Annotated in this window: 14 protein-coding genes; 10 read left to right on the top strand and 4 right to left on the bottom strand. The window is 68.1% G+C overall.

Translation table 11 applies throughout. The annotated features are described in order from the left end of the window. Position 1 precedes the first annotated feature (1 nt). Positions 2-655: a hypothetical protein gene (locus tag ACYVN4_RS20155; RefSeq protein ID WP_460723340.1), complete on the bottom strand. Its 654-nt coding sequence runs from the start codon at positions 653-655 to the stop codon at positions 2-4. A gap of 18 nt (positions 656-673) precedes the next feature. On the opposite strand from ACYVN4_RS20155, the gene ACYVN4_RS20150 reads away from it, so the two are divergent. From ACYVN4_RS20150 to ACYVN4_RS20140, 3 genes are all read left to right on the top strand, one after another. After that, entirely contained in the window at positions 674-853 is a 180-nt protein-coding gene (locus ACYVN4_RS20150) for a hypothetical protein (RefSeq protein ID WP_460723338.1), read from the top strand. A 61-nt stretch (positions 854-914) separates the two neighbouring features. Beyond that, positions 915-1,778: an aldo/keto reductase gene (locus ACYVN4_RS20145; protein ID WP_460723336.1), complete on the top strand. Its 864-nt coding sequence runs from the start codon at positions 915-917 to the stop codon at positions 1,776-1,778. Beyond that, positions 1,771-2,184 carry a MerR family transcriptional regulator gene (locus ACYVN4_RS20140; protein ID WP_460723334.1) on the top strand — a complete coding sequence of 138 codons (414 nt, stop codon included), beginning with the start codon at positions 1,771-1,773 and terminating at the stop codon, positions 2,182-2,184. The genes ACYVN4_RS20145 and ACYVN4_RS20140 overlap by 8 nt, the downstream gene beginning before the upstream one ends. Here ACYVN4_RS20140 and ACYVN4_RS20135 read toward each other — a convergent pair. Continuing rightward, on the bottom strand, positions 2,128-5,142 hold the full coding sequence (locus tag ACYVN4_RS20135; protein ID WP_460723332.1) for an alpha-mannosidase: 3,015 nt from the start codon (positions 5,140-5,142) through the stop codon (positions 2,128-2,130). The genes ACYVN4_RS20140 and ACYVN4_RS20135 overlap by 57 nt on opposite strands. A gap of 149 nt (positions 5,143-5,291) precedes the next feature. After that, positions 5,292-5,957, bottom strand: a complete 666-nt coding sequence (locus tag ACYVN4_RS20130; protein ID WP_460723330.1) for a respiratory nitrate reductase subunit gamma — start codon at positions 5,955-5,957, stop codon at positions 5,292-5,294. A gap of 208 nt (positions 5,958-6,165) precedes the next feature. Here ACYVN4_RS20130 and ACYVN4_RS20125 point away from each other — a divergent pair, with 208 nt between their 5' ends. Beyond that, entirely contained in the window at positions 6,166-8,118 is a 1,953-nt protein-coding gene (locus ACYVN4_RS20125) for a GMC family oxidoreductase N-terminal domain-containing protein (protein ID WP_460723328.1), read from the top strand. A gap of 1 nt (position 8,119) precedes the next feature. Here the strand turns inward: ACYVN4_RS20125 and ACYVN4_RS20120 are convergent, their stop codons facing one another. Then, positions 8,120-8,755 carry a TetR/AcrR family transcriptional regulator gene (locus ACYVN4_RS20120; RefSeq protein WP_460723327.1) on the bottom strand — a complete coding sequence of 212 codons (636 nt, stop codon included), beginning with the start codon at positions 8,753-8,755 and terminating at the stop codon, positions 8,120-8,122. 108 nt (positions 8,756-8,863) lie between these two features. On the opposite strand from ACYVN4_RS20120, the gene ACYVN4_RS20115 reads away from it, so the two are divergent. The 6 genes from ACYVN4_RS20115 to ACYVN4_RS20090 all read left to right on the top strand — a co-directional run bounded on the left by ACYVN4_RS20115 (position 8,864) and on the right by ACYVN4_RS20090 (position 13,724). Then, positions 8,864-10,093: an alkane 1-monooxygenase gene (locus ACYVN4_RS20115; protein ID WP_460723325.1), complete on the top strand. Its 1,230-nt coding sequence runs from the start codon at positions 8,864-8,866 to the stop codon at positions 10,091-10,093. Next, positions 10,093-10,254, top strand: coding sequence for a rubredoxin (locus ACYVN4_RS20110; RefSeq protein WP_460723323.1), 162 nt, complete (start codon positions 10,093-10,095; stop codon positions 10,252-10,254). Before ACYVN4_RS20115 ends, ACYVN4_RS20110 begins: the two co-directional genes overlap by 1 nt. A 12-nt stretch (positions 10,255-10,266) precedes the next feature. Further along, positions 10,267-10,452: a rubredoxin gene (locus ACYVN4_RS20105; protein WP_460723321.1), complete on the top strand. Its 186-nt coding sequence runs from the start codon at positions 10,267-10,269 to the stop codon at positions 10,450-10,452. Beyond that, positions 10,449-11,723 carry an NAD(P)/FAD-dependent oxidoreductase gene (locus ACYVN4_RS20100; RefSeq protein WP_460723319.1) on the top strand — a complete coding sequence of 425 codons (1,275 nt, stop codon included), beginning with the start codon at positions 10,449-10,451 and terminating at the stop codon, positions 11,721-11,723. Before ACYVN4_RS20105 ends, ACYVN4_RS20100 begins: the two co-directional genes overlap by 4 nt. A gap of 301 nt (positions 11,724-12,024) precedes the next feature. Beyond that, the gene (locus ACYVN4_RS20095) at positions 12,025-12,855 is read left to right on the top strand and encodes an MlaE family ABC transporter permease (protein WP_460723317.1); all 831 of its coding nucleotides are present in this window, start codon (positions 12,025-12,027) and stop codon (positions 12,853-12,855) included. Next, positions 12,855-13,724: an MlaE family ABC transporter permease gene (locus ACYVN4_RS20090; protein WP_460723315.1), complete on the top strand. Its 870-nt coding sequence runs from the start codon at positions 12,855-12,857 to the stop codon at positions 13,722-13,724. The genes ACYVN4_RS20095 and ACYVN4_RS20090 overlap by 1 nt, the downstream gene beginning before the upstream one ends. Position 13,725 lies beyond the last annotated feature (1 nt).

Here is a 13,725-nt window from a genome sequence, read left to right as displayed (position 1 = left end):
ATCAGGCGGCGGGGATCTGGACCTCGATTTCCCCGCCGAGTTCGTAGCCGTCGAGGAGGCGGAGGTGGTCGCCGCTCCAGAAGCTGCCGGGGTCGTAGTGGTTCAGGCGTTTCTGGGGGAGGAGGCCCATGGACTGGTAGGTCATGGCGACGATTTCGGCGCAGTAGGCGGTTTCCAGATCCGCTTCGGTCGGAAGGGCTTTCGGTCGGTTGGGCAGCGGAACGCGGCCTCGCAACCAGCGTCCGGCGAGGGCGCTGGTGGAGGGGAAGGGCATGCCGTCGAGGCGGGCTACTGCGCGGAGGGCGGCGTTCTCCATCTCGGGGGTGACCGGACGGTTCAGTTGGCGTAGCCACGCTTGCTGGCCGTAGGTGTTGGCCCAGCGTAGGGCGGCGGCTCGGAGGTCGTGGAGTTGGGCGCCGCGATGATGGTTGCCCGACCACACGTCGGGGAGGGCCTTGCCGAGTTCGGCGTGGAAGATCAGGGCCGGGAGGTCGTCGATCACCAGGGCCATGCCGACGTGGTTGACGGGGCTGTTGGTGAGGCCGCGGATGGCGCGATCGGCACCGGAATGTCCTCGGAACAACCACAGGTCGCCGGTGCGGGTGAGCTCGACCGCCTTGTCCAGAGTGATGCTCGAGAGGGCTTCGTGGGGCACGAGGACTAGCCTAGGCGCATGCGATGGTGGAAGGTGCTCGGCTTGGCAGGGGCCGCGGGTGTCGCCGCGACCGGAGTGGTCATCGTGCGGTCGGAACGCAAACGCCGCGCCTACACCCCGGAACAGGTCCGCGACCGGCTCCATGCTCGCCTCGGCGAACAGACCGGCGATGCCGCGGGGCCTGATCCACGCAACTGACTTGCCTTAGAGTCCACTCGAACCTCTAACGTCGGCTGCGGTTACGACGAGAGGGTTCGAGATGACAGATCGCATGCTGACTCTGAACAATGGAATCGCCTTTCCTGCCCTGGGTTTCGGGACTTGGCAGCTGAGGGACGAGGTTGCCGAGCGGGCGGCGGGGGAGGCGTTTGCGGCGGGCTACCGCAGCGTGGACACCGCCGCCGCGTACGGCAACGAGCGTGGGGTCGGCCGGGCCGTCCGCGATTCGGGACTCGACCGCTCGGAACTGTTCGTGACGACGAAACTGGTGAGCCGCGAAGGCTATTCGGACGCCGTCGACAGCTGCCGGGCCAGCCTGGACCGGCTCGGCCTGGAGTATCTGGACCTGTATCTGATCCACTGGCCCTTCGACGAGTCGATCGCCGAGACCTGGCGCGCCTTCGAGGATCTGTACGATGCGGGCCTGGTGCGCGCCATCGGCGTCTCGAACTTCTCGCAGGCCCGCCTGGAGAAGCTGCTGACGGGCGCGCGGGTGCGCCCGCAGGTGAATCAGGTCGAGCTGCACCCCCGGTTGAGCCAGGCCGGAATGCGGGAATACTGTGCAGCGCAGGACATTCAGATCGAGTCCTGGAGTCCGCTCATGCAAGGCGGCGAGCTGCTGGGCCACCCGGTCCTCACCGACCTGGCGCAGGCACACGACCGGACCCCGGCGCAGATCATCCTGCGCTGGCACCTGCAGCACGGCCTGCGGGTGATCCCCCGCTCGACCACCCCCGCCCACATGCGCGCGAACGCCGACCTGTTCGACTTCGAGCTCAGCATCGCCGACATGCGCGCGATCGACGCCCTCGACGAGCAGCGCCGGGCCAACCCGCTCGCCGACCCGGACGCCTACGTCTTCGGCGAGGACACCTACCGGCAGCTGCGGGCGATCAATGACTGAGGCGCTCACCGTGAGTCAGGTCGCCGAGCGCCTCGGCATCACGGCCCACACCCTGCGCTACTACGAGTCCGAAGGGCTGCTCGGCGACACCGTCCTGCGGGACGTGCACGGCCACCGCCGGTATACCGAGGAGGCGGTGCTGTGGTTGCGCCTGCTGCGGTGCCTGCGCGATACCGGCATGCCGATCGCCGACATCAAACGCTTCGCCGACCTGGCCCGTCAGGGCCCGGACACCGTGCCCGAGCGGCTGGCCACGATTCGCGAGTATCTCGCGGTGCTGGATGCGAACATCGCGCACCTGCAGCAGGCCCGAGCCATGTTGGTGGAGAAGGAAACCCGCTACGAAGAGCTACTGGCCGGGGCGGGTGAAGCGGAGGGTGAGGAGTTGGAAAGGGCGGAGGCGTAGGCGGATTCGGTGGCCTTCGGGGGTGGCGGCGTCGGTGGGGGACGGGCGCTCCAGCAGGTCGCAGGTGTGGTGGGCGGTGGTGTCGAATGCGGGGGTTAGCAGGCCGGTGGTGCGGGCACCGGCGGCCTCGTAGACGCGGATGATGACGTCGCCGGAGCCGTCGTCGGCGAGTTTGACCGCGCTGGTGACGATGTCGTCGTTGTCGAGGGTGAACAGCGGTTCGACGGGAGTGGCGACGCCGGGGGTGAAGGACGGCAGGTTGATGCGGTAGCCCTCGCGGACGGCGTCGGTGATGCTGGCGCCGGGGATCAGGGCGTGGTGGAACCGGTGGGTGCCGTGGTCGGTGTCGGGATCGGGGAATTGTGGGGCGCGCAGCAGGGAGGCACGCACGGTCGTGGTGGTGCCGCCGTCGGGGCGGACGGTGCGGGTGAGGTCGTGGCCGTAGGTCGAGTCATTGGTGAGGGCCACGCCCCAGCCGGGCTCGGCCAGATGCACGAAACGGTGATTGCACGCCTCGAATTTCGCCCACTCCCAGCTGGTATTGGTGTGGGTCGGCCGATACAGATGGCCGAACTGGGTTTCGGCGGCGTAGCGGTCGGCGTGAATATCCAGGGGGAAGGCAAGTTTGAGGAATTTCTCGGTCTCGTGCCAGTCGACGGTGGTCGCGATCTCGAGGGCAGGCGAGCCGGGCCGCAGGGTGAGGGTCTGCTCGACGGTGGAGGACCCGAAGGAGCGCGTCAGCCGCACTGCCACCGCCGGTGAATCCGATTCCGCGGCAAGGAAATCCAGGTCGGTCAGATCGTTCACGCGATTGCGGTAGAACCGGTCGACATCCCAGGCGTCCCACGAGTTCGGCAGATCCGGGTGCAGTTGCAGCAGATTCGCGGCCGCGCCCGGCGGCAGCGTCTCACGGTTGTGCACCAGATCCGTCAGGGAGACCACCAGACCCCGCCCGTCCACCTCGACCCGCAGCAGTTCGTTGGCGAGCACGAAACCGCCGCCCGCGCGCTCGGTGACCGAGCACCGCTGCCCGGCGGCCTCCGGTCCCGCGCCCCCGGCGGGGATGCCGCGCCACGCGTGCGGGGCTGGGTTGAACACGTGCGGCCCGGATTCCCGCCCGCCGAGCATCCATTGCGCGCGCTCGATGAGCGAGGACAACTCGGCAGCCACCGTCGCGTAGGTCGTAGCGGCTTCCCGATGCACCCAGGCGATCGATGATCCGGGCAGAATGTCGTGAAACTGGTGCAGCAGCACGGTTTTCCACAGCCGGTCCAGATCCGCGTACGGGTACTCCAGCCCGGTCCGCACCGTCGCGGTCGCCGCCCACAGCTCGGCCTCGCGCAGCAGATGCTCACTGCGCCGATTGCCGTTCTTGGTCCGCGCCTGGCTGGTCAGGGTCGCGCGATGCAACTCCAGATACAGTTCGCCCACCCACACCGCGGGCTGCGGATACTCGGCCTCGGCGGCGCGGAAGAAGTCGGCGGGCCGCTCCCACACCACCTTCGGGGAGCCCTCCAGGTCGCGCATGCGGGCGGCCTTGGCGACCATCTCGCGGGTCGTCCCGCCGCCGCCGTCACCCCACCCGGTCGGCGCGAGCGAGCGCGACGCCCGCCCCTTCTCCTTGAAATTGCGTGCCGCATGGGCGATCTCGCGCCCCTGCATGGAGCAGTTGTAGGTGTCGACGGGTGGGAAGTGGGTGAAGATCCGGGTGCCGTCGATGCCCTCCCACAGGAAGGTGTGATGCGGGAACGTATTGGTCTGACTCCAGGAGATCTTCTGCGTCAGCAGCCATTTCGACCCGGCCGCCTTGATGATCTGCGGCAGTCCGGCCGCGAACCCGAAGGTGTCGGGCAGCCACGCCTCCTCGTTGTCGATGCCGAATTCCTCGAGGAAGAACCGCTTGCCGTGCACGAACTGCCGCGCCATCGCCTCCGAGCCCGGCATATTGGTGTCCGCTTCCACCCACATGCCGCCCGCCGGGACGAAACGGCCCGCCGCAACCGCCTCCTTGACCCGCGAATACACCTCGGGCCGATGCTGTTTGATGAAATCGAACTGCGCCGCCTGCGACATGGTGTAGATGAAGTCCGGCTCGTCATCCAGCAGCGCGGTCATATTGGCGGCGGTGCGCGCCACCTTGCGGACCGTCTCGCGCAGCGGCCACAGCCACGCCGTGTCGATGTGCGCGTGACCGACGGCGGAGATGCGGTGTGCCGATCCGATGGCCGGTCGCGCCAGCACCTCGGTCAGGCACTCGCGCGCAGCCGCGGCGGTCCCGTTCACATTCTTCAGGTCGACGGTGTCCAGGGCACGTTCGATGGCGCGCACGATGTCGTAGCGGCGCGCGGGATCCTCCGGCATCTCGTGCATGAGCTCGCCCAGCACCTCGAGATCCTGCACCAGCTGCCACACCTGCTCGTCGAAGACGACGAGATCCATGCGGCCCAAACGGTATTGGGGATCGCTGCCCGCCGTCGTCTTGTCGCCGAGCATGGTCGGCCCGAAGAACGGGATCTGCGGATTGGATGCCGCCTCGACATGCAACAGCACCTGCTCACCGCCGACCGCGGGGGCGGCCACCCGCACCCACCGGTTCTGCGGATGCAGGCCCTTCACCGGTGACCCGTCGGCCCGATACACCAGCCCCTCACACTGGAACCCGGTCATGCCGCTGTCGAAGCCGAGGTCGATGATCGCCTCGACGATCTTGCCCGCCCACGACTCCGGCACCGTCCCCTCGACGGTGAGCCAGCTGGTGCCCCACGGCGCACCCCACCGGGTCCCCGGCTCCACCGGCGTGCGTGGCGCGGCCAAACCCGTTGCGACACTGACAGGTTCATCCGGCGCCACCCACATCGACGCCCGCAGCGGCACCGATTCGGGATAGATGGCGGGAACGATGCGGCCGCCGAGCACCCGCCCGAGCCGATCCTCGATCAAACGGCGATCATCGTGCATGACGGTGGCTCCCATCCGAAGGGGATGTGTTGGACGAACCAATCGGTCACCGACTCTAGTGGAGCGCGGCCCTTTTGCGCTGGTGCAGGCGACGGTGTTCGGCCGGGCCGTGCCCGTACCAGCGGTGGACCCGCCCTACTGCCCCGCCGCTACCCGGTCGGCACGGACCGATAGGGAGCGGGGACCAGTTGCCGCAGTAGCCGCACGGCCGGGACGGTGATTATCCCGGCCAGCCGGGTGTAGGGCCACAGCGCGATCAGCGCGACCAGGATCAGCCCGCGCAACTGGTAGACCGCCGGGGCGTGCGCCATGACGTGCGGATCGGGATGCATGGCCACCAGGGAACGAACCCAGGCGAAAAGCGTTTCGGCGGTGCGGAATCGGGTGTCGGTGGAACCGCCGTCGAAGGTGACCAGGACCGCCGACAGCAGGGCGGCGGCCGTCAACGGCAGGGTGAGGCGATCCAGCGGCGTCACCCGGTGCCGGACGTCGGCGGCGATCAGCGGCGGGATCAGGATCAGCGCCACCCCGGCGATGGTGATCGGCACCGCGATCACCTGGACCACCGCCAGCAGCACCTGAATACCGTGCTCGGGACGCGAATGCGGTCCGGAGGCAAGCATTTCCACCAGCCGCACCACGAACACCACCGGCAGTCCGGCGCGCACCGCCCGAATCCCGACCCGCTGCACCCGATCGATGTGCGGGCCGTACAGGTACCCCAGGAAGCCGTCGTGCCGATACCGCCAGACGTGGCCCGCGAGGCACGCCGCCACGGCCGCATAGGGCAACACCACCCACACCGTGATCATCATGCCCACACCTCACACCGCCGAACGCCGCGCTTGTCGCCGAGACACTGTCGCACGGACGACGCCCCGAGAGAAGTGCCGAATTGTGCCAACCTGCGAAGGACTTTCGACCCCCATCGCGGCCTTCGCTCGGACACTGCCGCGCAACCAAGTGAGGGCGGTGTACCGCAATCGGTGGGACAGGGTCGAGGGTGTGGCGCATGATGACGGCATGGCTTCAAACGCGGCGGGGCGTGCCGCACTCGGAATGATTTGTGACAGCTTCACGCCGGGGGACGGCGGTGACCTCGCGACTGCCTCCGAGCTGGGCGTCGTCGATACCGTGACCGAATTGCTCGGGCGCAATCCCCGCGCGGCGGAACGTCGGCAGTTCGAACTGCTCATGCGGATCTGGGACACCCGGCTCTTCGGTGCGCTGAACGGGGCGGGGTTCAAGAAGTTCTCGCGCTTAACCCCCGAACAGCGCGAGCGGTGGCTGCTGGGGATGGCCAACTCCCGGCTGGAGAAGAAGCGGGCACTGTTCCAGGCGCTCAAGGGCGCGGCGGTCACCTCCTACTATCTGACGCCCGGACCGACCGGCGCCAACCCGGTATGGGATCGGATGGGCATCCCGCCTGCCTTCGGCCCGGTCGAGGGCGCGTCCCGCGGACTGACCCCGGAACGGCCCGACGCCGACACCACGGTGGTCTGCGATGTCGTCGTCATCGGCTCGGGCGCGGGCGGCGGCACGGCCGCCGCGGTCCTCGCCAAGGCCGGGCTGGAAGTCGTTGTGCTGGAACGCGGGAACTACTACGACGACCCGGATTTCGGCACCGGTGAGAAGGACGGCTTCCTGCGGCTCTACGCGCCCGGGCCCGCGACCACCGCCGAGGGACAACTCGGACTCGTGGCGGGGACCGCGCTCGGCGGCGGCACCGTCGTCAACTGGACCACATCCTTCCGCACCCCCGACGACGTGCGCGCGGAATGGGCCGGACTCGGTGCCGGGCAGTTCGCCGAACAGGAGTACACCGACGCGCTGGACGCCGTCGTCGCACGCCTCGGGGTGAACCAGGAGCACTCACCGGCCTCGCATCGCGATGAGATCCTCGAACGCGGTCTGCGCAAACTGGATTGGCATGTCGAACCGCTGCCGCGCAACGTCGGGGCCGCCTGCGATGCCGGAATCGAATGCGGTCGCTGCGGTTTCGGCTGCCGCGTCGGCGCCAAGCAGTCGGTGGTCAAGACCTGGTTGGCCGACGCCGCCGAGGCGGGCGCCCGACTGCTGGTGGGCACCGACGTGCGCCGCATCGTGGTCAGCAATGGCAGCGCCACCGGCGTGGAAGCCGTGACCGCGGACGGACATTCGGTGTGGGTGCGCGCCCGTGCGGTGGTCGTCGCGGCCGGTGCGGTGCAGACCCCCGCTCTGCTGCGCCGCTCGGGTCTGAGCAATCGCAATATCGGCGACTTCCTCCGATTGCACCCGGCCACCGCGGTTTTCGGCGTCTTCGACGAGGACATCCGCCCGTGGGAGGGCGGCATGCAGACCCGCTACTCCAAGCAGGACCGGGATCTGGACGGCAACGGGTACGGCGTCATCTACGAGACCGGGCCCATGACCCCGGGCATGTCGGTGGGCTTCCAGGCGTGGACCGGCGGTGCGGCGCACCGCGATCAGATGCTGAGGCTGGCCAACACCGTCGCCGTCGGCGTCATCACCCGTGACCGCGACCATGGTTCGGTGGAGACCGATCGGGTGGGGGAGGCCGTGGTGCATTATCGCCTCGCCGCCCGCGACGCCGCCCACATGCATACCGGAATCGTCAATGCCGCAAGCATTCTGGAGGCGGCGGGCGCGCAGAAGATCTTCTCCGGTCATCAGGCCGGGGTCGGTTACGAGCCGGGCGTGAGCGGATCGCACGAGGAATTCGCGCAGCGGGCCGCCGAGGCCGGGTACGCGCCGGGCCGGTGTTCCATGGGCGCGTTGCACATCATGGGCTCCGCGCGCATGGGCGGCTCGGCTGCGGATTCGGCGACCAATCCCGACGGTGTCACCTGGGATGTGCCGAATATCGTGGTGGCCGACGGCTCCTGCTTCCCGACCGCCTCGGGCGTGAACCCGATGATCAGCATCGAGGCCATCGCCTACATGAACGCGACCCGGCTCGCCGCCAGACTGCAGTGAGCTAATCCCGTTGCGGCGCGGCTGATATCGACCCCAGGGCCGCGCCGAACGTCGCCGAGATCACCAGCCGGATCTGCTCGACCGCCCGATCCACGGGCCCGGTCGGCTGGAACAGATGACTCAGGGCGAGCCGGACCAGCACCTCGGTCATCGAGGCCAGTCCGGCATCGTCCAGCTCGGCGAGCCCGTACTGCGCGCGAATGGCGGCGGTCAGGGCGCTGATCGCGCGCCCGAGCACGGGCTCGGTCTCGGTCATCAGCACCGGCAGCAGGGCGGTGTCGGTCGCCGACCGCCCGGCCAGCACCGCCTTGAGCAAAGTGTTGTCGGCGCCCGTTCGCAGCGTGAATTCCACCGCCGCTGTAAAGCCCGCTACCGCATCCGCCGGATGGGCGGCCAGGCTCTCGGCGACGCCGCCCAGGAACGTGTCGACCTCCTGGCGGATCACCACTTCGGCCAGCTCGTGCTTGTTGCCGAACTCCTTGTAGAGCACCGGGCGGCTTACGCCCACCTCTTTGGCCAGCCGGGACATGTTCACCGCGCCCCAGCCTTCGGTGACAACGATGCGGCGTCCGGCGTCGACGATCCGCTCGCGCAACAGTTGCCGCATCTCGTTCTGGAAGTTCGGCGCTTCAACCACGCCCCGATCGTACATGAGCTCGCCTTTCGTCCCGTCATTGACAGACTACGTCACTGTGTATCTAATGAATACAGTTCTTCGGAAAGTGTAAATGCTAGGAGTACGGCAATGACGACGTCTCGTTCCCGGGTCATACGCAGCGGAGAGGTACCGGCCGCGCCGTGGCGTGATCGCAAGCGGTATCTGTGGTTGTTCGGCCTGATCCCGCCGACCGCCCTGTTCCTGGCCGTCGCCCTGATCTGGGCATTCAACGAACTCGGCCTCTCGGCGGTCGCTCCGGTCTGGTGGTGGATCGGCCCGCTGCTGGTCTACGGCCTGCTGCCGGTTCTCGACCGGTTCTTCGGACCCGACGGGCAGAACCCGCCCGACGAGGTGATGGAGTACCTCGAGAACGACAAGTACTACCGCTACTGCACCTACGCCTACATCCCCTTCCAGCTGCTGAGCCTCACCGCGGCCTGCTACCTGTGGACGGCGAGCGACCTGTCTTGGCTGGGCATCGACGGCGGCCTGGGCGTCGTCTCCAAGCTCGGGCTGGCGCTGAGCATGGGCGTGATGGGCGGCGTCGGCATCAATACCGCGCACGAACTCGGCCACAAGAAGGACGAACTGGAGCGCTGGCTCTCGAAAATCACGCTGGCCCAGACGTTCTACGGGCACTTCTACATCGAGCACAACCGCGGCCACCACGTGCGCGTCGCCACCCCCGAGGACCCGGCCAGCGCCCGCTTCGCCGAGACCTTCTGGGCATTCCTGCCGCGCAGCGTGTGGGGCAGCCTGCGCTCGTCGTGGGAGCTCGAGGCCAAGCGGCTCGAGCGACTCGGCAAGCGGCCGTGGACGATTCGCAATGACGTCCTCAACGCGTGGCTGATGACGCTGGTGCTGTGGGGCGCGCTGGTCGCGGCGTTCGGCCCGTCGATCCTGCCGTGGCTGGTGATCCAGGCGATCTACGGTTTCACCCTCCTCGAGACGGTCAACTACCTCGAGCACTACGGGCTGATGCGGCAGAAGACCGCCACCGGCCGCTACGAGCGCTGCACACCGGAGCACAGCTGGAACTCCGACCACATCGTCACGAACATCTTCCTCTACCACTTGCAGCGGCACAGCGATCATCACGCGAATCCCACACGCCGCTACCAGATCCTGCGCAGCATGGACGGCGCGCCGAACCTCCCGAGCGGCTACGCGAGCATGATCTCGCTGGCGTACTTCCCGCCACTGTGGCGCCGGGTGATGGATCACCGCGTGCTGGAGCACTATTCGGGCGACATCACCCGCGTGAACATCCAGCCCCGCAAGCGTGCGCGCGTGCTGGCGAAGTACGGGGTGGCGTGATGGCCGCCTACCGCTGCCCGGTCTGCGACTACGTCTACGACGAGTCGAAAGGCGCTCCCCGCGAAGGATTTCCGCCCGGCACCGCCTGGACCGCCGTCCCCGACGACTGGTGCTGCCCCGACTGCGGCGTCCGCGAAAAACTCGACTTCGAAACCACCTAGACAGGACCTGCCATGACCACCGACTACAAACTCTTCCAGTGCGTGCAGTGCGGCTTCGAATACGACGAGGCCCTGGGCTGGCCCGAGGACGGCATCGCGCCGGGCACCCGCTGGGCCGACATCCCCGAGGACTGGTCCTGCCCGGATTGCGGTGCCGCCAAGAGCGACTTCGACATGGTCGAGGTCAGCCGCGCGTGACCGGCCGCATCGTCATCGTCGGCGCGGGCGTCGCGGGCGCGACCGCCGCCCGCACCCTGCGTGCCGAGGGCTACACCGGCGACATCGTCCTGCTCGGCGCGGAACCCGTTCTCCCGTACCGCCGCCCGATGGTGTCCAAGGAGATTCTCGCGGGCTCGGTCGAGGACCGCCGAACCCTGTTGCAGCCCAGTGATTTCTGGGACGCCAACAACATCGACCTGCGGCCGGGCACGATGGCGGACGCCATCGACCCGGTCTCCGGCCTGGTCTGGCTCGCCGACGGCACCGCCATCGGCTACGACAGTCTGCTGCTCGCCCCGGGCGCCTGCCCGCGCACGCTGAGTCTCGCCCAAGGCGGCGGAAGTGCCACGGTTCGTGGCGGTTTCGGTGATATGGGTGCCGACGGGCGCATTCACGCCCTGCGTGGCCGGGCGGATGCCGAGGCGCTGCGCGCGGCGCTCGAAGCCGGTGGGTCGTTGTTGATCGTCGGGGCGGGGCTCATCGGGTGCGAGGTCGCGGCAACCGCTCGGGGACTCGGTGCGGAGGTGACGGTGCTCGATGCCGCGGCCGTCCCGGTGGAGCGGGTCGCGCCCGGGGTGGTGGGCGAGTACGTGCGGACGCTGCACGCGGAGCACGGAGTCGCCATCCACACCGGCGTCCGGCTGAGTCATCTCGCGCAGGACGGCGAGGGGGTCGTCGCGGTCGCGGCCGACGGATCCCGCTGGGATGCGGCCGTTGCGCTGGTCGCGATCGGATCTGTCCCGGACACTCGGCTCGCCGAGGCCGCGGGACTGGCTGTTTCGGACGGTATCCGGGTGGATTCGGGCTACCGCACCTCGGCCGCTGGGGTATACGCGGCCGGGGACGCGGCGAGCCGATTCGACGCGGTGGCGGGGGAGTACCGGCGGGACGAGCATTGGAACAGCGCTCAGGCGCAGGGGGCCGGGGCCGCTCGTTCCATGCTCGGACTGCCGCCGGTGCCGGGCGAGGTGCCGTGGGGCTGGTCGCTGCAGTATGGCCGAAACATCCAGTTCGCTGGCACTATTCAGAGCTCGGACGAGCTGGTGGTGCGGGGTCGCGTCGAGGAGGGTGATGCGACCGTGCTGGCCGTGCGCGAGGGTGTGGCGACCGGGGTGGTGAGCATTGCGCGCCCGGCGGAGTTCCGAGCGGCCCGGGACCTGATCGGCCGTGCCGCGCTGGTGGATCGGGTCGTGTGCGCCGATGAGTCGCGGCCGCTGGCCGCACTGCTCGAACTGTCCGGACAGTCGTGAGGTCACGCGCCAGCAGTTGAGCTAACCGCCCGCTAAATCTGAAAAGCCGCTAGACCTACCAACTGGTCTGGCGGCTTTTCGCATTTGCCGACGCATTGCTGAAAACCGCTGGTAGAAGGTGCTATCTGCGCGGCGCGCGCATCTTTCACCGCATCGACGACCCTTGTCAAGCCCGCAGATATTTCCGTGAAGACTGACACGTCAGTCCGAAATGTGTATTACTGTCTCGGTCAGTCGGAACCGGTCAACAGAGGGACCGGTCGGCATCGACCAAATCAGTGGGGCTGTGGGGTGGTGAACATTGGTCGACAAGGCTGTTCGAGGGCCGGATCCATTAGTGAGACAGGCCGTCGAATTCGTACTTTCGGGACTGCGGACATTCGGGCGGACGATTCAGCTGGCGATCGCCGCGTTCCGATACCTGATCGTCGACATCGTCAAGCTGCGCCATCCGTGGCGTGACACGCTACAGCAGGGCTGGTTCATCGTCAGCGTGACCGCGATACCCGCTGTGCTGGTGTCGGTTCCGTTCGGCGTCATCGTGGCGGTCCAGGTGGGGAGCCTGACCCAGCAGGTCGGCGCGAGCTCGGTCTCGGGTGCGGCCGGCGGTTTGGGCGTGATCCGCCAGGGCGCGCCGATGGTGACCGCGCTGCTGCTGGGCGGCGCGGCCGGTTCGGCCATCGCCTCGGATCTGGGGGCGCGCACCATTCGCGACGAGGTGGATGCCTTGCGCGTCATGGGAATCGATCCCGTACGCCGATTGGTGGCCCCGCGGCTGGCGGCCATGATCGTGCTCACGCCGCTGCTGTGCATGCTGATCATCTTCATGGGCGTGTTCACCGGCTACGTGATCGCGGTCGGATTCCAGGGCGTCACACCGGGTTCCTACCTGTCGGCGTTCGCGGCCTTCGCCAAGATGAGCGACCTGTGGGTGGCCATCGTGAAGGCCGTCATCTTCGGCATCATCGTGCTCATCGTGTCGTGTCAGCGCGGCCTCGAGGCCACGGCCGGTCCGCGCGGCGTCGCCAATGCCGTGAACGCGGCGGTGGTGATCGGCGTGATCGCGGCCTTCGGCGTGAATCTGGTTATCACGCAGCTGGTTTCGATGTTCATACCGACGCAGGTGGGCTGATGACTCAGGTACCGGCCAGATACACACCGCTGGGCCATGCGGGCCGGGTAATCGGGCAGACCGCGCAAGCGCCCATGACCGTCTTCGAATCCCTGGGCCACCAGGCGACTTTCGTGATCGACGTGCTCGCCGCCATCCCGCACACGCTGAAGTACTACCGGCGTCAGACCATGCTCATCCTCTCCGACATCACCTGGGGCTCCGGCGCGATCATCGTCGGCGGCGGCACCGTCGCGGTGCTGGCGTTCCTGGGTATCGCGGTCGGCGGGTCGATCGGCGTGGAGGGTTTCACCGCACTGAACATGGTCGGCATGGGCCCGCTCACCGGGTTCGTCTCCGCCTACGCCAACACCCGCGAAATGGCGCCGATGGTGGCCGCGATCGGCTTTGCGGCACAGGCGGGTTGCCGCATGACCGCCGAGATCGGGGCCATGCGCATCGCCGAGGAGATCGACGCGCTCGAGGCCATCGGCATTCGGCCGATGCCGTTCGTGGTGACCACCCGTGTCATCGCGGGCGTCATCACCATCGTGCCGCTGCACCTGCTGACCCTGATCCTGTCGTACCTGTCGTGCGCGACCGTGGTGAATGTGCTGCACGGGCAGTCCTCGGGCACCTACTACCACTACTTCGACGCCTTCCTGCAACCCGGCGACGTGGTCGCCTCACTGATCAAGGCGACGATCTTCGTGGTCGCCATCATTCTCATCCACGGCTACCAGGGCTTCTACGCCTCGGGCGGCCCGGAGGGCGTGGGCCGGGCCTCGGGCCGCGCCATTCGCGCCAGCCTGGTGCTGGTGGTCATCCTGGACATGATCCTGACGATCGTGATCTGGGGCCTGGATGTCGGCATCCGGATCTCGGGGTGAA

This window comes from Nocardia heshunensis (assembly GCF_054782115.1).
Note: the sequence above shows the minus strand (reverse complement) of the source record. Positions and strands in the feature narration are given on the sequence as shown.